Source organism: Alteromonas macleodii ATCC 27126 (assembly GCF_000172635.2).
Taxonomy (GTDB): Bacteria; Pseudomonadota; Gammaproteobacteria; order Enterobacterales; family Alteromonadaceae; genus Alteromonas; species Alteromonas macleodii.
Genome location: NC_018632.1, coordinates 65,274 through 82,957 on the forward strand (window position 1 = coordinate 65,274; position 17,684 = coordinate 82,957).

General features: G+C 45.9%; 15 protein-coding genes and 1 tRNA gene. 12 read left to right on the top strand and 4 right to left on the bottom strand.

The features are described from left to right. Positions 1 to 187: 187 nt before the first annotated feature. The 7 genes from MASE_RS00300 (at position 188) to glpG (ending at position 7,984) form a co-directional block, all read left to right on the top strand. Positions 188 to 661 carry a hypothetical protein gene (locus tag MASE_RS00300; protein WP_014947762.1) on the top strand — a complete coding sequence of 158 codons (474 nt, stop codon included), beginning with the start codon at positions 188 to 190 and terminating at the stop codon, positions 659 to 661. Next, complete coding sequence (locus tag MASE_RS00305) at positions 658 to 1,833, top strand: hypothetical protein (RefSeq protein WP_014947763.1); 1,176 nt, start codon at positions 658 to 660, stop codon at positions 1,831 to 1,833. Before MASE_RS00300 ends, MASE_RS00305 begins: the two co-directional genes overlap by 4 nt. A 9-nt stretch (positions 1,834 to 1,842) precedes the next feature. Further along, a complete protein-coding gene (locus tag MASE_RS00310; protein WP_014947764.1) occupies positions 1,843 to 4,287 on the top strand; it encodes a putative bifunctional diguanylate cyclase/phosphodiesterase in 2,445 nt (814 codons plus the stop codon). Positions 4,288 to 4,450: 163 nt separating this feature from the next. Beyond that, on the top strand, positions 4,451 to 5,647 hold the full coding sequence (locus MASE_RS00315) for a glycine C-acetyltransferase (RefSeq protein WP_014947765.1): 1,197 nt from the start codon (positions 4,451 to 4,453) through the stop codon (positions 5,645 to 5,647). Beyond that, positions 5,644 to 6,669, top strand: coding sequence for an L-threonine 3-dehydrogenase (gene tdh / locus MASE_RS00320; RefSeq protein ID WP_014947766.1), 1,026 nt, complete (start codon positions 5,644 to 5,646; stop codon positions 6,667 to 6,669). Before MASE_RS00315 ends, tdh begins: the two co-directional genes overlap by 4 nt. Next, positions 6,669 to 6,980 carry a thiosulfate sulfurtransferase GlpE gene (gene glpE, locus MASE_RS00325; RefSeq protein ID WP_014947767.1) on the top strand — a complete coding sequence of 104 codons (312 nt, stop codon included), beginning with the start codon at positions 6,669 to 6,671 and terminating at the stop codon, positions 6,978 to 6,980. Before tdh ends, glpE begins: the two co-directional genes overlap by 1 nt. Positions 6,981 to 7,120: 140 nt before the next feature. Next, on the top strand, positions 7,121 to 7,984 hold the full coding sequence (glpG, locus tag MASE_RS00330) for a rhomboid family intramembrane serine protease GlpG (protein WP_014947768.1): 864 nt from the start codon (positions 7,121 to 7,123) through the stop codon (positions 7,982 to 7,984). A gap of 55 nt (positions 7,985 to 8,039) precedes the next feature. Here the strand turns inward: glpG and MASE_RS00335 are convergent, their stop codons facing one another. Further along, positions 8,040 to 8,453 carry a flagellar basal body-associated protein FliL gene (locus tag MASE_RS00335; protein WP_014947769.1) on the bottom strand — a complete coding sequence of 138 codons (414 nt, stop codon included), beginning with the start codon at positions 8,451 to 8,453 and terminating at the stop codon, positions 8,040 to 8,042. A gap of 148 nt (positions 8,454 to 8,601) precedes the next feature. On the opposite strand from MASE_RS00335, the gene MASE_RS00340 reads away from it, so the two are divergent. Both MASE_RS00340 and ubiA read left to right on the top strand, forming a co-directional pair. Further along, entirely contained in the window at positions 8,602 to 9,171 is a 570-nt protein-coding gene (locus tag MASE_RS00340; RefSeq protein ID WP_041693341.1) for a chorismate--pyruvate lyase family protein, read from the top strand. Further along, on the top strand, positions 9,168 to 10,025 hold the full coding sequence (gene ubiA / locus MASE_RS00345) for a 4-hydroxybenzoate octaprenyltransferase (RefSeq protein ID WP_014947771.1): 858 nt from the start codon (positions 9,168 to 9,170) through the stop codon (positions 10,023 to 10,025). The genes MASE_RS00340 and ubiA overlap by 4 nt, the downstream gene beginning before the upstream one ends. Before the next feature lie 101 nt (positions 10,026 to 10,126). Here ubiA and ubiK read toward each other — a convergent pair whose 3' ends face one another. Then, complete coding sequence (gene ubiK / locus MASE_RS00350) at positions 10,127 to 10,378, bottom strand: ubiquinone biosynthesis accessory factor UbiK (protein ID WP_014947772.1); 252 nt, start codon at positions 10,376 to 10,378, stop codon at positions 10,127 to 10,129. A 112-nt stretch (positions 10,379 to 10,490) separates the two neighbouring features. Between ubiK and rep the strand changes: the two genes are divergently transcribed. Beyond that, the gene (gene rep, locus MASE_RS00355) at positions 10,491 to 12,506 is read left to right on the top strand and encodes a DNA helicase Rep (RefSeq protein WP_014947773.1); all 2,016 of its coding nucleotides are present in this window, start codon (positions 10,491 to 10,493) and stop codon (positions 12,504 to 12,506) included. A gap of 44 nt (positions 12,507 to 12,550) precedes the next feature. Here rep and MASE_RS00360 read toward each other — a convergent pair whose 3' ends face one another. Then, on the bottom strand, positions 12,551 to 15,151 hold the full coding sequence (locus MASE_RS00360) for a sensor domain-containing phosphodiesterase (protein ID WP_014947774.1): 2,601 nt from the start codon (positions 15,149 to 15,151) through the stop codon (positions 12,551 to 12,553). A 103-nt stretch (positions 15,152 to 15,254) separates the two neighbouring features. Then, positions 15,255 to 15,662, bottom strand: coding sequence for a c-type cytochrome (locus MASE_RS00365; protein WP_014947775.1), 408 nt, complete (start codon positions 15,660 to 15,662; stop codon positions 15,255 to 15,257). 264 nt (positions 15,663 to 15,926) lie between these two features. Between MASE_RS00365 and MASE_RS00370 the strand changes: the two genes are divergently transcribed. Further along, positions 15,927 to 16,003 (top strand) — tRNA-Arg (locus MASE_RS00370). A gap of 192 nt (positions 16,004 to 16,195) precedes the next feature. Next, a complete protein-coding gene (gene nhaC / locus MASE_RS00375) occupies positions 16,196 to 17,608 on the top strand; it encodes a Na+/H+ antiporter NhaC (RefSeq protein WP_014947776.1) in 1,413 nt (470 codons plus the stop codon). The last annotated feature ends 76 nt before the right edge of the window (positions 17,609 to 17,684 follow it).

Here is a 17,684-nt window from a genome sequence, read left to right on the forward strand (position 1 = left end):
GCAAATAGGCTTCACCTAGCGCATGCCAAAAGATACGAACAATAGGAAAAAATACTGTTGATAGACCAGGGCACCATCACAAGCTAATTGTCGCTTAATTTACTTAATTGTAAGGTAAAACTATCAACTATTATCTACACTTAGCGTTGCGAAGTGTTCCTTTGAAATAACAGGGAGTCGTTACTGAATGAAAAAGCCCGCTTTGCGATGGCTATCCACTGTTCTTGCTCATACTCAATTTAGACTGGTGCTATTACTGAATATTGCACTGTTTTCAGGCGTGCCTGCCGCACACGCAGCAGAACTAAACGTCATGGTTAATGAGAGTGTCATGGTTTCAGAGCTAAACCGCTCTGAGCTTCGTCAGATATTTACCGGCCATCGTCAATATTGGAGCGATGGTACTAAAATCACGGTATTTGTATTGCAGGATAACGATGAGCTCCACAAGCAGTTTTGTCGTGAAGTACTTCAGATGTTCCCTTATCAATTATCTCGCTTATGGGATCAAATCACCTATTCTGGGCAGGGCGTTACACCCGTTAGGGTCACGTCTTACCAAGCGTTGATAGAGGCGTTAGAAAGTACCACAGGCGCTATCGGCTATGTTGAACATACCGAAATTGTGAAATTAAGACGCGTAGAGGTAGGAACAGAATGAATAAATACATCGCTCTCGCGTTTGGCATGATAAGCATGCCTGTCCTTGCTTCACAGGGAGATTTTTCGTGGCACGGTTATGTCTCTCAAGGTGTAACTCAGTCACATGGAAGTAACTTTATAACTGACGATAACGCAATAACAGGTGAGCTCACCGAAGTTGGGCTAAATGGTTACTATCGAATAGCGGAAAACATCTCTGTTGCCGGGCAAATTAATTATTTAGACGGCGGGAATCGTTTTGAGCAGGGCGCTCGTTTAGATTATTTGTTTATTGACTGGAAATTGCCTGACTTGCCCGGTAAATGGCAAGGACAAGTCCACATTGGTCGCTTCAAAAATCGCCACTGGCTGTATTCAGTGACCAGAGATGTGCCACAAACACGTTACACGTCTGTTCTTCCCCAGTCTGTGTACTTTGACGGGTTTCGTGACGTTGCTTTAGGAAGCAACGGTATCCAAACCAGTTTCTCACACTATGGTGCTCAGAATATCTGGGAACTAAACTGGAGTTACGGTCGCTCTAATATTAACGACTCCCAGCGAGATTTTTTACTCGGTGACGAAGCAAAAGGCGACATCAAGCAAGACTTTGTTCATCAAGCCAGCGTATTCTGGCAACCGGCTACCATGACATGGAAACTAGGTGCCAGTTGGTTGAATTCTGATTTCAGATACACACCTTCTCAGGATGACAACCGTGTTGCAGGTAATGCAGACATAGAGCGTATTATGTTGTCTGCGCAATACTTTGCAGAAAACTGGGAAGTGTCGGCTGAGCTAATTCGAGAAGTCCAGGATAGCAAAGGGCTATTCTTCCCTGGTTTTGCCTTTAAACGCACGGGCGAGGGCGGTTTTGTTCAGTTTAGGTATTTGTTTAATAACAATGTAAGTGGTCTTATTGGCTACGACACATACATTAACGACAGGTCAGATCGAGACGGAAGGCAGTTAGAGGCTATGACAGGCGGCGTGATCCCCGCCTACTTTGGCTACCAAGATACATATACCCTAGGCTTGCGTTGGGACATTGCACCGAAGTGGCGACTTCAAGGTGAGTATCATTGGGTTGAAGGTGCGACAAGGGTAGTGAGCTTACTGAACTTAGATGTAGCGTCTCATGCCGATAAGCATTGGGAAATGTGGTCAGTGCAATTGATGTATTGGTTTTAAGGGCATTAGATGAAGGTTCAGGTATCTTTCACCACTAAAACCATCACAATTCTATTGGCTATGGTATTAACTGTGGCTGTGGTTATATCAACGGTTCTTATTCAGGAGTCTGACGCTCGAATTCTGCTCCAGCAACGGGAAAACCAAGTCAGTAATCAACGACGGGTTCAGCTTTTTGAAGACATTCTGCACGGCAGAATGATCACGCTTATTGATATCATCAGCCATAAGAGTGGAGGCAACGCAGATAGCCTTGAATCGCTACAACAAACGCTTAGCGGTCTTAGTGAATACCTGACCCTTAACTTTCAAGTTGAATCGCTGTATTTGTTTGACGAACACGGCGTTGTTGGCAACCCGCTACAGCCAGTAAATAAAACCATTGAAAAGCTAGTGAATACCACTCGGGCGTCGTTTGAAAGCCGCTCACTATTGTCCTGTGACTCGGTATGCACGCACTACATTTCAATTCCAATTATGGCAAACGGTGAAACCTTGCCTGTCATCGTTGTGTCCACGTCGATGAGAGAACTGCTATACCTGTTTAGTCGCGCTACCGATGTGCACAAAGTTGCTGTCGTCCAGCACAAAGAAACCTCATCTGAGTTGTCAGAATTAAGGGTGGCAAGCCAAGTGTCTGCGGCTAATCGACAGTACTTTCAATCTCTATTTGATGCGTTACCCGATAATTGGCGAATTGACGATTTAGTTATTAGAGGCATGAACGTTGCGCTGGAAAATCAGCAGTTGCTGGTTAGTTTATTGCCTTTTAATCACGCATCAGGTGATCATCCTTACTTGCTTATTGTACAAGACGTGTCGGCCATGGTGCGTCAAAACGAACAATACCAGTACATAGTTATTTCTAGCGCTGTTGCGCTATTTTTTATCTTCTCTTCGCTGCTTTACCTTTTTCTAAATCAATACAGAATACGCTTGTTAGATGTAAGCGAACGTTTGCCTATGCTGGCCGAACACAAGTTTAGCGAGTTTTACACCATTGCAGCTAAACGAAGGAAGTCGCCTATTTTCAAATTCACAGATGAATTGGACGTTGTTGAAGACGCGGCAAATAATCTGGCGCGCCAGCTAGAAAGTTTTGACGGACAAATGGCTATTAACACCGCGAAGCTTGAAAAAATGGCGATGTTCGATGTGTTAACCGGACTTCCCAACCGTAATATGCTGACGTTTCAAATAGAAAAGCAGCTAGCTGGTTCAATTCGCGACGATAGGTTAGTGGCACTGATGTTCATGGACCTTGATGACTTTAAAAAGGTTAACGACAGTCACGGTCATGACGTTGGCGATAAACTCTTAAAAGCTGCTGCTATGCGTATTTCTAAGCCGATCAGAGAGTCGGATATTGCATCTCGATTTGGCGGTGATGAGTTTGTTATTTTACTTTCAAATATCGAAAGCAAAAAGCACGTAGATACGGTAGCCAAAAAGCTGATAGAAGAGTTTAAAGAGCCAATCATTGTAGATGGCGTAACCTTTTACGTTTCTATTAGTATCGGTATTGCTATTACCAACCACTCTCGCGCCACGCCAGTAGAACTGCTGCGTCATGCTGATATTGCGATGTACGAAGCCAAAGCCAAAAAAGGGGCGGAATATCGCGTGTATGATGCCACCATGAACCTTAAAGTAATGCAGAAGGTTGAGCTGGAGTCAGAGGCGCGTGAAGCCCTTAGAGACAACCAGTTTAGCTTAGCGCTTCAGCCCCAAATTGAGATGCACACGGGAAGGCTGGTGGGCTTTGAAGCGCTATTGCGTTGGCAACACCCTAAAAAGGGTAATATTTCCCCGGCCGATTTTATACCGCTTCTTGAAAACACGTCATTCATGCTTGAGCTTGATTACTGGGTAATTACGCGCTCAACTTATTTAATCAGAGAGCTTAAAAATAGCGGCTACCCCGACGTGAAGATGGCGATTAATTTGTCAGCGGGTCAGTTCTTAGACCCGAGTTTGCCTGAATTCTTGCAGCAGCAAATTATCAAAAATGACATAGCGCCCGACCAAGTTTGCTTAGAGTTAACCGAAACGGTATTGGTATCAGATATCAAGCGTGCAACTACCATCATGCAAAATATTCGCGACATGGGGTGCATGCTGGCTATCGACGATTTCGGCACGGGCTATTCGTCGTTGAGTTATCTTAAATCGTTACCCGCCGACTACATCAAAATTGACCGCTCGTTTGTGGCAAATATCGCCAGCAGTGCTGATGATAGAAATATTGTTCACTCTACGATTTCTATGGTGCGCAACATGGGAATGCAAGTGGTGGCAGAAGGAATTGAAACCAGTGAACAGTACGAGTTGCTGTGTCATTTCGACTGCAACCTGGGTCAAGGCTACCTTATCAGCAGACCTATTCCTGAGGTTAACATTTGGGACGTGTTAAGCGACAAAGTAGAGTTTGGTTTTTGGAAAGAATCCGCTTAGGGCTACTTTACCGTTTCAAAAGGGGCACGCTTCATCAATGTAGTGTGCTGAATAATTTACAAACTTAGTCGACAAACCCATTAAATACAGCGCAAGGGTGTGTACCCTTTACCGCGCTTTCATTAAACTAACGGTTTTAATATACCTACACTCGGAGAATGGCATGTCTGCGGCATTTATTTCTCATTTGCAATCGCAAATTGAAGCCACGAAAGAAGATGGTTTGTACAAAAAAGAGCGTGTTATCACGTCGCAACAACAAGCGGATATCGGTGTTGCTAACGGCGAGCACGTAATTAACTTTTGTGCCAACAACTACCTTGGTCTTGCAAACAATGAAAGCTTGATTGAAGCAGCAAAGAAAGGCCTGGATAGCCATGGTTTTGGTGTAGCATCTGTACGATTCATTTGCGGTACACAAGACATTCACAAGCAGCTGGAAGCCTCTATCAGCGACTTCCTCGGTACAGAAGACACCATTTTGTACCCATCGTGCTTCGACGCGAACGGCGGTTTATTTGAAACGCTATTAGGCCCTGAAGATGCCATTATTTCTGATGCGTTAAACCACGCCAGTATCATTGACGGTGTGCGCCTGTGTAAAGCTAAGCGTTATCGCTACGCCAATAACGATATAGCAGCATTAGAAGAGCAGTTAAAGCAAGCTGATGCCGATGGCGCACGTTTCAAAATTATTGCCACCGACGGTGTGTTTTCGATGGACGGCGTGATTGCCGACTTAGCCTCTATTTGCGACCTGGCCGACAAGTATGACGCCATGGTAATGGTAGACGATTGTCACGCAACGGGCTTCCTTGGCGAAAACGGCAAAGGCAGCCATGAGTATTGTGGCGTTATGGGTCGTGTAGACATCATCACCGGTACTCTAGGTAAAGCACTAGGCGGCGCGTCTGGCGGTTACACCTCGGGTAAAAAAGAAGTCGTAGAGTGGTTGCGTCAACGCTCGCGTCCTTATCTTTTCTCAAACTCGGTTGCGCCACCTATCGTTTCAGCATCGCTCAAAGTGTTTGAAATGATGAAAGAAGGCGACGAGCTTCGCGCTAATCTATGGCGCAACGCCAATCACTTCCGTACGCGTATGGAAGAAGCGGGCTTCACATTAGCTGGTAAAGATCACGCTATTATTCCTGTTATGCTAGGCGATGCCCGTTTAGCTAGCGAAATGGCAGACAAGATGCTTGAGAAAGGCATCTATGTTATCGGTTTCTCTTACCCTGTTGTGCCGAAAGGTCAGGCCCGTATCCGTACGCAAATGTCAGCAGGTCATAGCCTTGAACATGTTGATAAAGCGGTAGATGCATTTATTGAAGTCGGCCGTGAATTGGGAGTAATTTCATGAAGTCGCTAGTTAAAGCGAAAGCAGAAAAAGGCATTTGGCTACAAGACACGCCAGAGCCTGAAGTAGGACACAATGACCTACTGATTAAAATTCGCAAAACCGCCATTTGCGGCACCGACATGCACATTTACAACTGGGACGAATGGTCACAGAAAACCATTCCGGTACCTATGGTTGTAGGCCACGAGTATGTGGGTGAAGTCGTTGGTATGGGTCAAGAAGTGAAAGGGTTTAAGGTTGGCGACCGTGTTTCGGGCGAAGGCCATATTACCTGTGGCCATTGCCGTAACTGTCGTGCAGGTCGCGTACATTTGTGTCGCAACACTGAAGGCGTAGGCGTAAACCGCCCGGGCGCTTTTGCTGAATACTTGGTAATTCCTGCATTTAACGCGTTTAAAATTCCAGACAACATTAGTGACGACCTTGCGTCTATCTTTGACCCGTTTGGCAACGCTGTTCACACTGCACTAAGTTTCGACTTGGTGGGTGAAGACGTGCTGATAACAGGTGCCGGCCCAATAGGTATTATGGCTGCTGCAGTTGCAAAGCATGTAGGTGCTCGTCATGTCGTGGTTACCGATATTAATCCTTACCGTCTTGAGCTTGCTAAAAAAATGGGTGCAACCCGCGCCGTTGACGTAAGCAAGGAAGACTTGAAAGACGTAATGAACGAACTTGGTATGACAGAGGGCTTCGATGTGGGTCTGGAAATGTCTGGTGTGCCGGTGGCTTTCAGAGACATGCTGAACAAAATGAACCATGGCGGCAAAATTGCCATGCTGGGAATACCTCCACAAGATGTTGCCATCGATTGGAACCAGGTTATTTTCAAAGGCTTGGTGATAAAAGGTATCTACGGCCGTGAAATGTTTGAAACATGGTACAAAATGGCGAGCTTGCTGCAGAGTGGCTTAGATCTATCGCCTATCATCACACACACCTTTTCTATTGATGACTTTCAGAAAGGGTTTGATACCATGGGGTCTGGACACTCAGGTAAAGTTATTCTGGACTGGCAATAATGACAACATTCTCACACATTAGCGTAAACGACGTTGCAAACTTTCAAGGTGACGTAACCATTGTGGATATTCGCGATCCTCAATCGTTTGCTAATGGACACATGCCTAACGCAGCGCAGCTGAACAACGACAACTTTGCAGCGTTTATCGACCAAACGCCCAAAGATATCCCAGTGGTTGTAGTGTGCTACCACGGCGTAAGCAGCCAGCAGGCGGCCCAAGTCATTGCACAGCAAGGCTTTGAAACCGTTTATAGTATGGACGGTGGCTTCGAAGCATGGCGGCTGGCAAATCCGGTAGTCACGGCATAGCGATTTGATAAAGGTGCACAATGTGCACCTTTATTTTTTGCAGCTACTGAAGTATTTCAGTATAAAGAGGTTATATACCGCGCCCTTGGTATATGTCATATCGCATTCATATTCTTCTGCTTCGGGGTAACAACTAGCTTATGGCTCATCCTTTAATTGCGTTCAATCAGCAAAGTCCTGCACATCTTCTCGCCAATTATTTAACCAGTCAGCACATTCAGGCCGCTGTAATACAGCACGATAAAGAGTTCGTGGTGGTATTAGATAATCACGACCATCTCGACCGTGCAAAAATTATTGCGGATGGCTTTTTGGCAAACCCTACCGATCCGAAGTACCAGCAAGCCGCATGGGATAATGGCAAGAACGTACGGCTGGCGCCTTCGGGGAGTGGCTTTTCCGTGGGTAATATCATTGCCGATGCCGTGAAAGCGCCTTTTACCTCGGTGGTATTTATTCTGTGTGTTGCGGTTTATTTACTGTCATTGTTTGGACTGTTTGCCCCTATCGCACAGCATTTATTGATGCAGCCATTTTCCATTTTGTCGCAAAATCACGAATGGTGGCGATTACTAGGCCCTGCGTTCATTCATTTTTCGGCGCTGCACATTATATTTAACCTACTGTGGTGGGGCATGTTGGGAGCTAAAATTGAACGCACCCTTGGCATGAGCATGCTGCTTATTGTGTTCTTAGTGTCGGCCACTATTTCGAACGCCGCACAAGCGCTGTTTAGTGACCCTGTGCAAGGCAACCTGTTCTTGTTTGGCGGCTTGTCTGGTGTGGTGTATGCCGTAATGGGCTTTGTGTGGTGGCTAGGCTGGTTGCGACCAAGTTGGGGCTTGTCGCTGCCAAATTCAATTGTAGGCTTTATGTTGGTGTGGTTGGTACTAGGTTATGCCGATATTTTGTGGGTAAACATGGCAAATGCTGCACATACAGCGGGACTTATTTCTGGATGTTTGCTCGCCGGGGCCTTAAGTCTTGGGTCGGGTAAACGCTAGTGGCGTTTTATGTAGCTAAAAGGCGTACGTTAGCCTTTTAGCCCGTTATCTACTTTTAACCGCCTTGGTATAAGTATTTGGTGAAGATAACGTTCTTCACCACTTCGCCGCCTGTCTCTTGCTTCATGTGCTCTTGCAACGCTTTAAGAATAGCGCGGCGAATGTCTTCACGACCAGTTAGTGATTTAACCTTCTCTGCCGGTTGCTGGCCGAATATTTCAATGGCAGTAGAGCGAAGTAACGGCATATGGTGTTCAGCAATTTCAAGCTGATTAACATCGTGGATCATCAATTCAACTGACACGCGTACATAGCCTAGCTTTTGTGCGCTATCGCTAATGTAGTTGGTAACAATCTCTGGCTCTAAGCCCAAATAAGCATAGTTGGCCTTGTCTTGCGCCACTGCTGTGTTACAACCAAGAACGAAAAAACTAACCGCAAATACGCGTAAAACTAAAGACTTAAGCATAGTGAAGTCCGAAACACCAAAGTAATAAATTCACTTGGTAGTGTAGCAAAACTCTGATTAAACACACTACTGCAAAAGTTTAACCGAATGAAAATAATTGAACATGACGTGTTATCATACTAACAGATTCATTATTCGGGCTTTTCGTGTGAGTTTTAATGCCACTTTTCCAGTGGGTTTGGCGGTTGACTGGCAAGCACCTTCTGGCATCACAATTCCTAATGCACAGCTAAAAAACTGGCTGTTAGACACTGGGTCGTTAACCGAGCGAGTACAGTCTTTAAGCAACCACTTTTCTCTAGAGCTTATTGGCCAGCACGAGCAGATTCCTCACGACAATGAACTGTCGTTGTTACTCGACAACGGTGAAACCCATTATCAAGCGCGAGAAATTCTCCTATGTGGCGATCATAAGCCGTGGGTGTTTGCACGTTCTATCATCCCTCAAGCCTTTGTTGACAGCGAACTTTCAGACCTTGGTCGGGAGCCTTTAGGAAAACGTTTGTTTAACGATAAGCGCTTTACACGCTCAGCGTTTCAACTGTGTACAGTGCCAGCTTCGCAGTTTGGTATTAACAGTAATCAAACCTTGTGGGGCAGGCGCTCGTTGTTTACGTTAGGCAACTACAGCATGATAGTAGCAGAGGTGTTTCTTCCTTCCTCACCGGCGTATAGCCGCTCTGCTAAAAACGAAAAAGAAAGCGAAAAACAATTATGAAGCACAATTGGAACGCCTATGCGCGACTGATGCGCCTTGATAAACCAGTCGGTATTTACTTGCTGCTGTGGCCTACGTTGTGGGCGCTTCTTATGGCTGCACAAGGTTTACCGCCTTTAGGCATTACGCTCATTTTTGTGGCAGGCGTAGTTGTCATGCGCTCAGCCGGGTGTGTGATTAACGATTATGCAGACAGAAAAGTAGACGGTAGCGTAAAGCGCACTGCCCAGCGTCCTCTTGCAACCGGAGAAGTGTCGGCCAAACAAGCACTACAACTTTTTGCTGCGCTTATCGCTTTAGCATTTGTCTTAGTGTTATTTCTCAACTGGCAAACCATAGCGTTGTCGGTGGTAGCCTTACTCCTGGCAGCAAGCTACCCCTTTATGAAGCGTTACACCAATTTACCGCAGGTGGTATTGGGTGCCGCGTTCGGTTGGGCCATTCCTATGGCATTTATGGCTGTGATAGAAACAGTTCCAGCTTACGGCTGGTGGTTGTTTATTGCTAACTTATTATGGACGGTAGCTTACGACACCATGTACGCCATGGTAGACCGCGATGACGACTTACAAATAGGCATTAAGTCTACGGCCATATTGTTTGGAAAAAACGACGTACTCATAGTCATGCTGCTACAGGCCGCTGCCCTTGCCATTTTGTGGTGTATAGGCTGTGCTATTAACGCAACTTGGCCATACTACATAGCCGTGCTGTTTTCGGCTCTGCTATGCGTGCGCCAGTATCAGCTTATTAAACGCCGTCAGCGTGAAGGCTGCTTCACCGCGTTTATTGAAAATCACTATATTGGTTTAGCCATCACGCTAGGAACGGCACTGCATTTTTATTTGGTGTAACAGTAAAAGTAACTAGCCCAATACAAACCATTGTTTATGGTATTCAGCCACAAAAAAAGCGCCATAAAGGCGCTTTTTGAGTTTCTGTAAGCTTTGAACGCCTACTTTTCCGCTAGCTTCACTTCAAGTTCAGCAATGCGGCTTTCCATAGCGTCTAGCTTTTCACGAGTGCGAATAAGCACTTGGCTTTGAATATCGAACTCTTCACGAGTCACTAAATCAAGCTTAGACAGCTGCGACTGCAATACCGCCTTTACTCGACCTTCGGCTTCTTCAGCCATGTTTTTAACGCCAGGTGGAACGGCATCAGCAATTTGTTTCGCTAAATCTTCGAGTTTCTTCGGATCCAACATGGAATTCCCTTATAATGCGCAGCTCAAATTATGAAAGCTATTCTATCGGTATCGACACGACATGCAATGAAAACTGTGTCGCGCCAAAAATGTACGTTGTTCTAGGTATTAAATGAAACTAAATGAAGCTCAAGAGTCTGCCGTAACCTTTGTGTCTGGCCCATGTTTGGTGCTGGCGGGGGCGGGTAGTGGTAAAACGCGCGTAATTACCAATAAGATTGCTCATTTAGTTAGAAACTGCGATATGCCAGCTCGCTACATTGCAGCGGTAACCTTTACCAACAAAGCAGCACGTGAAATGAAAGAACGTGTAGCGCAGACCTTGGGCAAGCCGGAGGCGCGCGGGCTAAAAGTGTCGACCTTCCACACCATGGGCTTAACCATTATTAAAGCGCATGTGAAAGATCTTGGCTTAAAGCCAGGTTTCTCGTTATTCGACGATAAAGACTCGTTCGCGTTGCTTAACGATTTGACATCCGACACCCTCGATGGCGATAAAGATCAGCTTCAGCTTTTACAAAGCTGCATATCGAACTGGAAAAACGATCTTATCTTGCCTGATGCTTTATTAAAATCAGCAACCAGCACGGGCGAGAGAGAGTTTGCAGAAGCCTACAAGCGTTACCAAGACAACCTTAAGGCATATAACGCGCTAGACTTCGACGACCTAATTTTATTACCTACATTGCTTTTAAAAAGTAGCGAAGCAATAAGAGCCAAATGGCAGAGCAAGATTCGCTACTTGCTGGTGGATGAGTACCAAGATACCAATACCAGTCAGTACGAGTTGGTAAAGCTATTAGTAGGTGAGCGTGCGCGCTTTACCGTGGTGGGCGACGATGACCAGTCTATCTATTCATGGCGTGGCGCTAAGCCACAGAATTTGCACCTATTACAGCAAGACTTTCCGCGCTTAAACGTCATTAAGCTACAACAAAATTACCGCTCGTCAGGTCGTATTCTGCATTGCGCGAATATTCTTATTCAGAACAATCCGCATTTGTTCGATAAAACCCTGTTCTCAGAGCTGCAGTACGGCGAGCCGCTAAAAGTGATAGAGGCGAAGAACGAAGAGCATGAAGGTGAGCGCGTGGTGGCCGAACTGCTGGCGCATAAGTTCATGAACCGCACCCAGTTTAAAGATTACGCCATTTTGTATCGCGGGAATCACCAAAGCCGCATTTTTGAAAAGCTGTTAATGAGTAACCGCATTCCGTACAAAATAAGCGGCGGTATGTCGTTCTTTGGTCGTGCCGAAGTGAAGGACATCATGGCGTATTTACGGTTGTTAGTGAACCAGGACGACGATAACGCTTTGCTTCGCATTATTAACACGCCTGGGCGCGGTATAGGCCGCGCTACGCTAGAAAAACTGGGTAACTTTGCAAATAGCTTGGGCGTATCTATGTTCGAAGCGGCGACGCACCCTAACTTAAATAGCGTGTTGCCCGATAAAGCCTTTCATTCGGTTTCTACCTTTGCCCGCTGGATAGTAGAGCTATCGGACAACGCGGAACGGGGCAACACCGCTGACGCAGTGCGCACCATGATCCGCACTATGGGCTACGAAGAATGGCTATATGAAACCAGCGCCAGCCCCAAAGCCGCCGAAATGGCCATGGCCAACGTAAGTACCTTATTCGGTTGGGTTAACGATATGCTGGAAGGCAATGACCTAGACCAACCCATGACCTTAACCGAAGTAGTGAACCGTCTGATATTGCGCGACATGATGGAGCGCGGCGAAGACGACGGGGAAGGGGATCAAGTTCAGTTAATGACGCTGCACGCATCAAAAGGTTTGGAATTTCCTATTGTATTTTTAGTGGGTATGGAAGAAGGCTTATTGCCGCACCAAAGCAGCATTGACGAAGACAACGTAGAAGAAGAGCGCCGACTTGCTTATGTGGGAATTACTCGCGCCCAGCGCGAGCTTATATTCAGCCTTGCTAAAGAGCGTCGACAATTTGGTGAAGTTATCAACCCAGAGCCAAGCCGCTTTCTGTTCGAACTGCCGCCTGACGATGTACAGTGGGAAAATCAAAAGCCGAAGGCGACAAAAGAAGAGCGCCAGCAAAAGGCACAAGTGGGGATTGCTAACCTAAGAGATATCTTAGGTAAAAAATAACCTACTTTTATAATGGGGCGCTAATAGTAAGTGAGTATTTACTTCTAGCTTGCTAGCGACGTCATATCCAGCACTTTGGCGTGCTTCAATACTTTGCCTTGACCATAAATGCATTCAATTTCGTTAAGTGCATCTAGCTGGGCCTGTGAGTCTACGCCTTCAGCAATAACCTGAAACTTCAAATGTTCTGAAATAAGCATGACAGACTGAATAAGCTTTAAGTTTCGTTGAGAGCGAGGCAGTGACTTAACAAAGCGATGATCAATTTTGATGAAGTCGAAGGGGTAGGCAAACAAATAACTCAATGAAGCTAATCCGCTTCCAAAGTTATCCAGCACCAAAGTTACGCCCGCACGTTTTAACTTCTTAATAGCAGGAAGAATGAACTGAGAACGGCGATTTAAGTCGTTTTCATCAAACTCAAATACCAACTGACTGGGCGTTATGCCAGATGTTTCAATCACATTAATCATCTGGTTTACCATAGAAGCCTGTAGCAGATGATTAATCGAAACGTTAACCGCTATTTTATTTATCGGGTCGTCGGTGTTTTTATAATGGTTTAACAGCTCGCAGGCTTTGGTTAGCTGGAACAGGTCTAAATCTAGCGTAAGGCCACTATGTTCTGCCACTTGTCTAAACTGCTCTCTGGCAATCTTGCCGTAGGCAGGGTGCGACCAGCGAATGTACATCTCTTTATACAGCGTGCTGTCGTCATTAAGCTTTATAACGGGCTGTAGGAAGTAATCGAACTCTTCTTCACGCAGTGCACGTCTGAATTCATTTTCAAGCTCAAGCTCTTCAATAAGCCTGTCGCGCATGCTCTTGTCGAACATAACAAAGCGTCCGCGGCCTAGCGTTTTCGCTTGATACATGGCTGCATCGGCATCACGAAGCACTTCATCTGCGGCGCGATAGTAGGTTTCTAAGTGCGCAATACCAATACTTGCACCTGAATACATCTCCCGACCATCAAGCAAGAACGGCTCGGAAATAGATGAAATTATACGGCTAGCCACTTCTTCTACGTCTGCTTCATCTTCAAAGTTATCAAGCAGTACAACAAACTCATCGCCGCCTAAGCGCGCTAACAGGTCGTGACCACGAATACACAGCGCAATACGTCTAGCTACTTCAATTAAGAACTCATCGCCGGCATGATGACCTAGGGTATCGTTAATAACTTTAAAACGGTCTAGGTCGATAAACAGCACCGCAAACATGTTTTCGCTGTAACGCTGCTTACTGGCAATAGCCAGCTCTAGGCGACTAGTGAACATGGCGCGGTTAGGCAAATCAGTTAACGAGTCGTGATGCGCATCGTGAATAAGCTTAAGCTCAATCTCTTTACGCTCTTCAATTTGTTGCTTTAAGAACTTATTAGCACGGTTTAGCTCGGCTGTGCGTTCTTTAACGCGCTCCTCAAGCTCAACGTTATAGCGCTGCATCGACTCGGTATTGCGCTTACGCTCAATGGCTACCGCAATATGGTGCGATACAAAGCGTAAAAGCTCTTGGTCACGAGAATTGTATTTAGCGTGCTTACCGTAGGTTTGTACGGCAATAACACCTGCTATTTCTCCATCTACAACAAGCGGCGAACCTAACCACGAGTTCGCACTGTTTAGCATGGTTTGCGCAACCGACACATCCAAATCGCCAGACTCTGCAAGCTCCAATACTCTGGGCGGGTTGACCAGCTCAGCTTGCCCCGTTCGCAATACGAATTCAGTTAGACCAAGCCCCAAAGGCCTTGAACTTATGTTCTTTTCTTGTGCGTCACTAAAATACGGGAATGCGAGTAGCTCTTTTTCCTTATCAAGAATGGCAATGTAACAGTTAGGTGCGCTAATTAGCCTGGCTAAAATTTCGTGCAGACTGGAATAAAACACATCCATATCGCCTTCAAGGTTAGCCGCCAGTTCAGATATCTCGAATAAAGCCTGCTGTAGCGACTCTACTTTTTGGCGCTCTAATATTTCTTCTTGAAGGTCGTCGTTAATTTTTCGCAGTTGGCGGGTGCGTTCGCGGATGGTGCGTTCAGTGAGCTCACGGTTTTTTACTCTATCAACCGTGGTAACAATGTGTTGAGAAACGAACAGCAGTACTTCTAAATCTTCTTGCGTATAGTGCACACCTTCATCATAAGTTTGCACTACCATGGCACCTATGACTTGGCTTCCCCGTTTAAGGGGCACGCCCAGCAGCTCAAACGGCTGCGAGCCAACTAGCTTTATATCATGCTGAGAGGCAAAGTTTTCTTCGTCGTCACGTTTGTAAAATAGATGATCGCCGGTTTTTAGAATGTAACCGGTCATGCCGTCCATTAACGATTCAGCGGGGAGCTGGCGAACGGTTTGTTCGTCGAATTCGTCAATGAAGTAAGCGAAATCGACAACGTTACTATCGGGTTCGTAAAAGGCGACAAAGAAGTTATCGGCATTCATAAAATCGGCAATGATTTCATGAATAGCGGAATAAAGGCGATTAAGGTGACTTACAGAACTGGCAAGTTCAGAAATGTCGAAAAGCGCCTTCTGAACACGTTCAGCGCGCTTGTACTTGTCAGTGAGTTGCTGAAGCTGCGGTATAAGTTCGCGCAGTTCTTCTTCCGTCAACTCATGTTGCGTCGAATCTTGTGACATTCCGCTCGCCAGTAAAAAAGTAACGTTTCCCCAAAGAGTTAAATTACCCGATTAGAGGGTAAAACGCTACTTTTTCCATCAAGTTGTTACGATTTAGCGGGTATTAGATACCTTCAATCATATACTCGATTGCAGCTTTAATTTCGTCATCAGAACAGTTACCGCATGTACCACGAGGAGGCATAGCGTTAATACCGTTCAATGCGTTTTGCCATACGCCATCAAGACCGCGCTCATCTAGACGCGGTTGCCAGTCTGCTGCAACGTGAACTTTAGGAGCTCCTAAAACGCCTGCTGAGTGACATGCAACACATGCAGAGTTGTAAACGTCTTCACCAGACTTTGCACCGCCAGCTGCGCCAGCACTTCCTTCAGCCGCTGCGCCTGCAACGTGTACCTGACCTACCGGCTTAATGCGATCGGCAATTTCATCGTTACTCATTTCTTGTGCTTGTGCTGCAAAAACAGTTAGCGCAGTAGCAGCAACAGTTAACCAAGTCTTTAATTTCACATCTGTCTCCAGGCAATGATGAATTTGTTTAAAATATAACTGGCCAGATTATAACGGTTAATTGGGGTTGAACAACTATTTGAAGCCAATTACCCATAAAAAGTAAGGATTTTTAACACTTGTTCCAAGCCACCTAAAGAGATTTTAATAAATGAGTTGAAGCTAACCCACCGCGTAAGTATTATTACGCCCCGTTTGCAGCGTACATTTAACTGCGTATTTTTCCTTTGCGAACGTACATAGTTATTACAACCGTAGCACGATCCGCCCTTAGCTCAGCTGGATAGAGCGCGGCCCTCCGGAGGCCGAGGTCAGAGGTTCGAATCCTCTAGGGCGGGCCATTTCCTTTTCTAGTGACCTATGAAGGAATAATCTCCTTCAGCCTTTCTATATCAGAATCGAGCACGCCTACCTTAGACGTGGCTGCAACTCTAACGTCCAATCCAATGCAACATCAAAGTCATTCCAACGCATAGCAAAGTCGTTATACTGTTTTTCACTAGTTCATTTTTAAGCGTATCAACGTGCCTATAATGTCACCTCAGTCTATTCAACGCCCAAGCTTTACTCAGTCACTACTTTGTTTTGGTGTTATTGTCGCACTGATAGCAGGCGGATTATTTGGCCTGGGCATTAGCCTGCATGCATTACTATTTCTGTGTTTGCTATGGGCTGGTATCAATGCCTTTAGCTTGGGTTACAAGTACCTGCAAATCCGCGATTTAATGACCAGCGCATTAACCCGGGCCATGCCTGCAATCTATATTTTTATTCTCATTGGTATGGTTATCGCCAGCTTTATGCAAAGCGGCACTATCTCAACGCTAATTTTTTACGGTTTAAGTTGGCTAAACCCCAGTATCTTCCTTGCGGTGGGATTGATTTTGTGTGCGGTAATGTCGGTAGCTACAGGCACATCGTGGGGTACGGTGGGCACTATGGGTGTAGTGCTGATGGGTATTGGCGCTGCCATGAACATACCACTCCCCATTGTGGCAGGCATGGTGGTATGTGGTGCGACGTTTGGCGATAAAATGTCCCCGGTGTCTGATACCACCAACCTCGCATCCATGAGCGCGGGTACCAATCTGTATCGGCATATGTACGCCATGCTGCTAACTACACTGCCTAGCTTTCTTCTAACTTTTGTCATTTTCTTGGTAATTGGCTTTAGCTACGCAAACCAAAGCTTAAATGTTGACGAAATAATCAAAATAAAAGCTGCACTCGCCAGTCATTATAACCTTGCACCCTATATAACACTGTTGCCGCTGGTGTTGCTTACGGTAATGAGTATCAAGAAAGTGCCGGCTGAAGTAACCATGTCGTGCAGTGTTTTGCTGGCCGTTATCATCGCCATTTTCTATCAAGATACTAATACCATCAGCGTGCTTAACGCATTGTGGGAAAACACCCCTCAAAATACGGGTATCGCAAATTTAGATGCCTTACTAGGACGAGGCGGCATCAGCAGTATGAGCTGGACGTTGCTCCTCGCCTTAATGGCAATCGCATTGGGCGGCATACTGCACGGTGCAGGCTTTCTAGCTGCGTTACTGACAGGCATTATTGAACGGGTAAAACGCACAGCAACCCTAATTGCCGTGACCATTGCGTCTGGTTTTCTAGGCAATGTGGCCATGGGCGAGGCCTATATCTCTATCATTTTGAATTGCCAGCTGTTTAAACCGAAATATGAACAGCAGAACCTTGACCCCGCTGTGCTATCTCGGTCGGTAGAAGAAGGTGCCACTATGACCACAGGCCTTATTCCGTGGACAACGGCTGGTGCGTTTTACTCTGCCACACTGGGCGTTGACGTGCTCGATTACGTGCCCTATGCGTTCTTCAACTATCTAAACGGCGTTGTTGCGGTAACCATGGCCGCATTGGGCATGGGCATGCTAACAACCAAAGCACGAATGAATAAACGCACATCGATTTGAAGCAGCCCAATAGCTAACACAATTCTGATAAACTGTTTTTTAAGATCGCCCGTTTAAAGCCAAACGTATAAGGCAT

Excerpts from the sequence above, each read along its gene's own strand:
- MASE_RS00300 (WP_014947762.1), top strand. The coding sequence starts at position 188 with ATGAAAAAGCCCGCTTTGCGATGGCTATCCACTGTTCTTGCTCATACT.
- MASE_RS00305 (WP_014947763.1), top strand. The coding sequence starts at position 658 with ATGAATAAATACATCGCTCTCGCGTTTGGCATGATAAGCATGCCTGTC.
- MASE_RS00310 (WP_014947764.1), top strand. The coding sequence starts at position 1,843 with ATGAAGGTTCAGGTATCTTTCACCACTAAAACCATCACAATTCTATTG.
- MASE_RS00315 (WP_014947765.1), top strand. The coding sequence starts at position 4,451 with ATGTCTGCGGCATTTATTTCTCATTTGCAATCGCAAATTGAAGCCACG.
- tdh (WP_014947766.1), top strand. The coding sequence starts at position 5,644 with ATGAAGTCGCTAGTTAAAGCGAAAGCAGAAAAAGGCATTTGGCTACAA.
- glpE (WP_014947767.1), top strand. The coding sequence starts at position 6,669 with ATGACAACATTCTCACACATTAGCGTAAACGACGTTGCAAACTTTCAA.
- glpG (WP_014947768.1), top strand. The coding sequence starts at position 7,121 with ATGGCTCATCCTTTAATTGCGTTCAATCAGCAAAGTCCTGCACATCTT.
- MASE_RS00335 (WP_014947769.1), bottom strand. The coding sequence starts at position 8,453 with ATGCTTAAGTCTTTAGTTTTACGCGTATTTGCGGTTAGTTTTTTCGTT.
- ubiA (WP_014947771.1), top strand. The coding sequence starts at position 9,168 with ATGAAGCACAATTGGAACGCCTATGCGCGACTGATGCGCCTTGATAAA.
- ubiK (WP_014947772.1), bottom strand. The coding sequence starts at position 10,378 with ATGTTGGATCCGAAGAAACTCGAAGATTTAGCGAAACAAATTGCTGAT.
- rep (WP_014947773.1), top strand. The coding sequence starts at position 10,491 with ATGAAACTAAATGAAGCTCAAGAGTCTGCCGTAACCTTTGTGTCTGGC.
- MASE_RS00360 (WP_014947774.1), bottom strand. The coding sequence starts at position 15,151 with ATGTCACAAGATTCGACGCAACATGAGTTGACGGAAGAAGAACTGCGC.
- nhaC (WP_014947776.1), top strand. The coding sequence starts at position 16,196 with ATGTCACCTCAGTCTATTCAACGCCCAAGCTTTACTCAGTCACTACTT.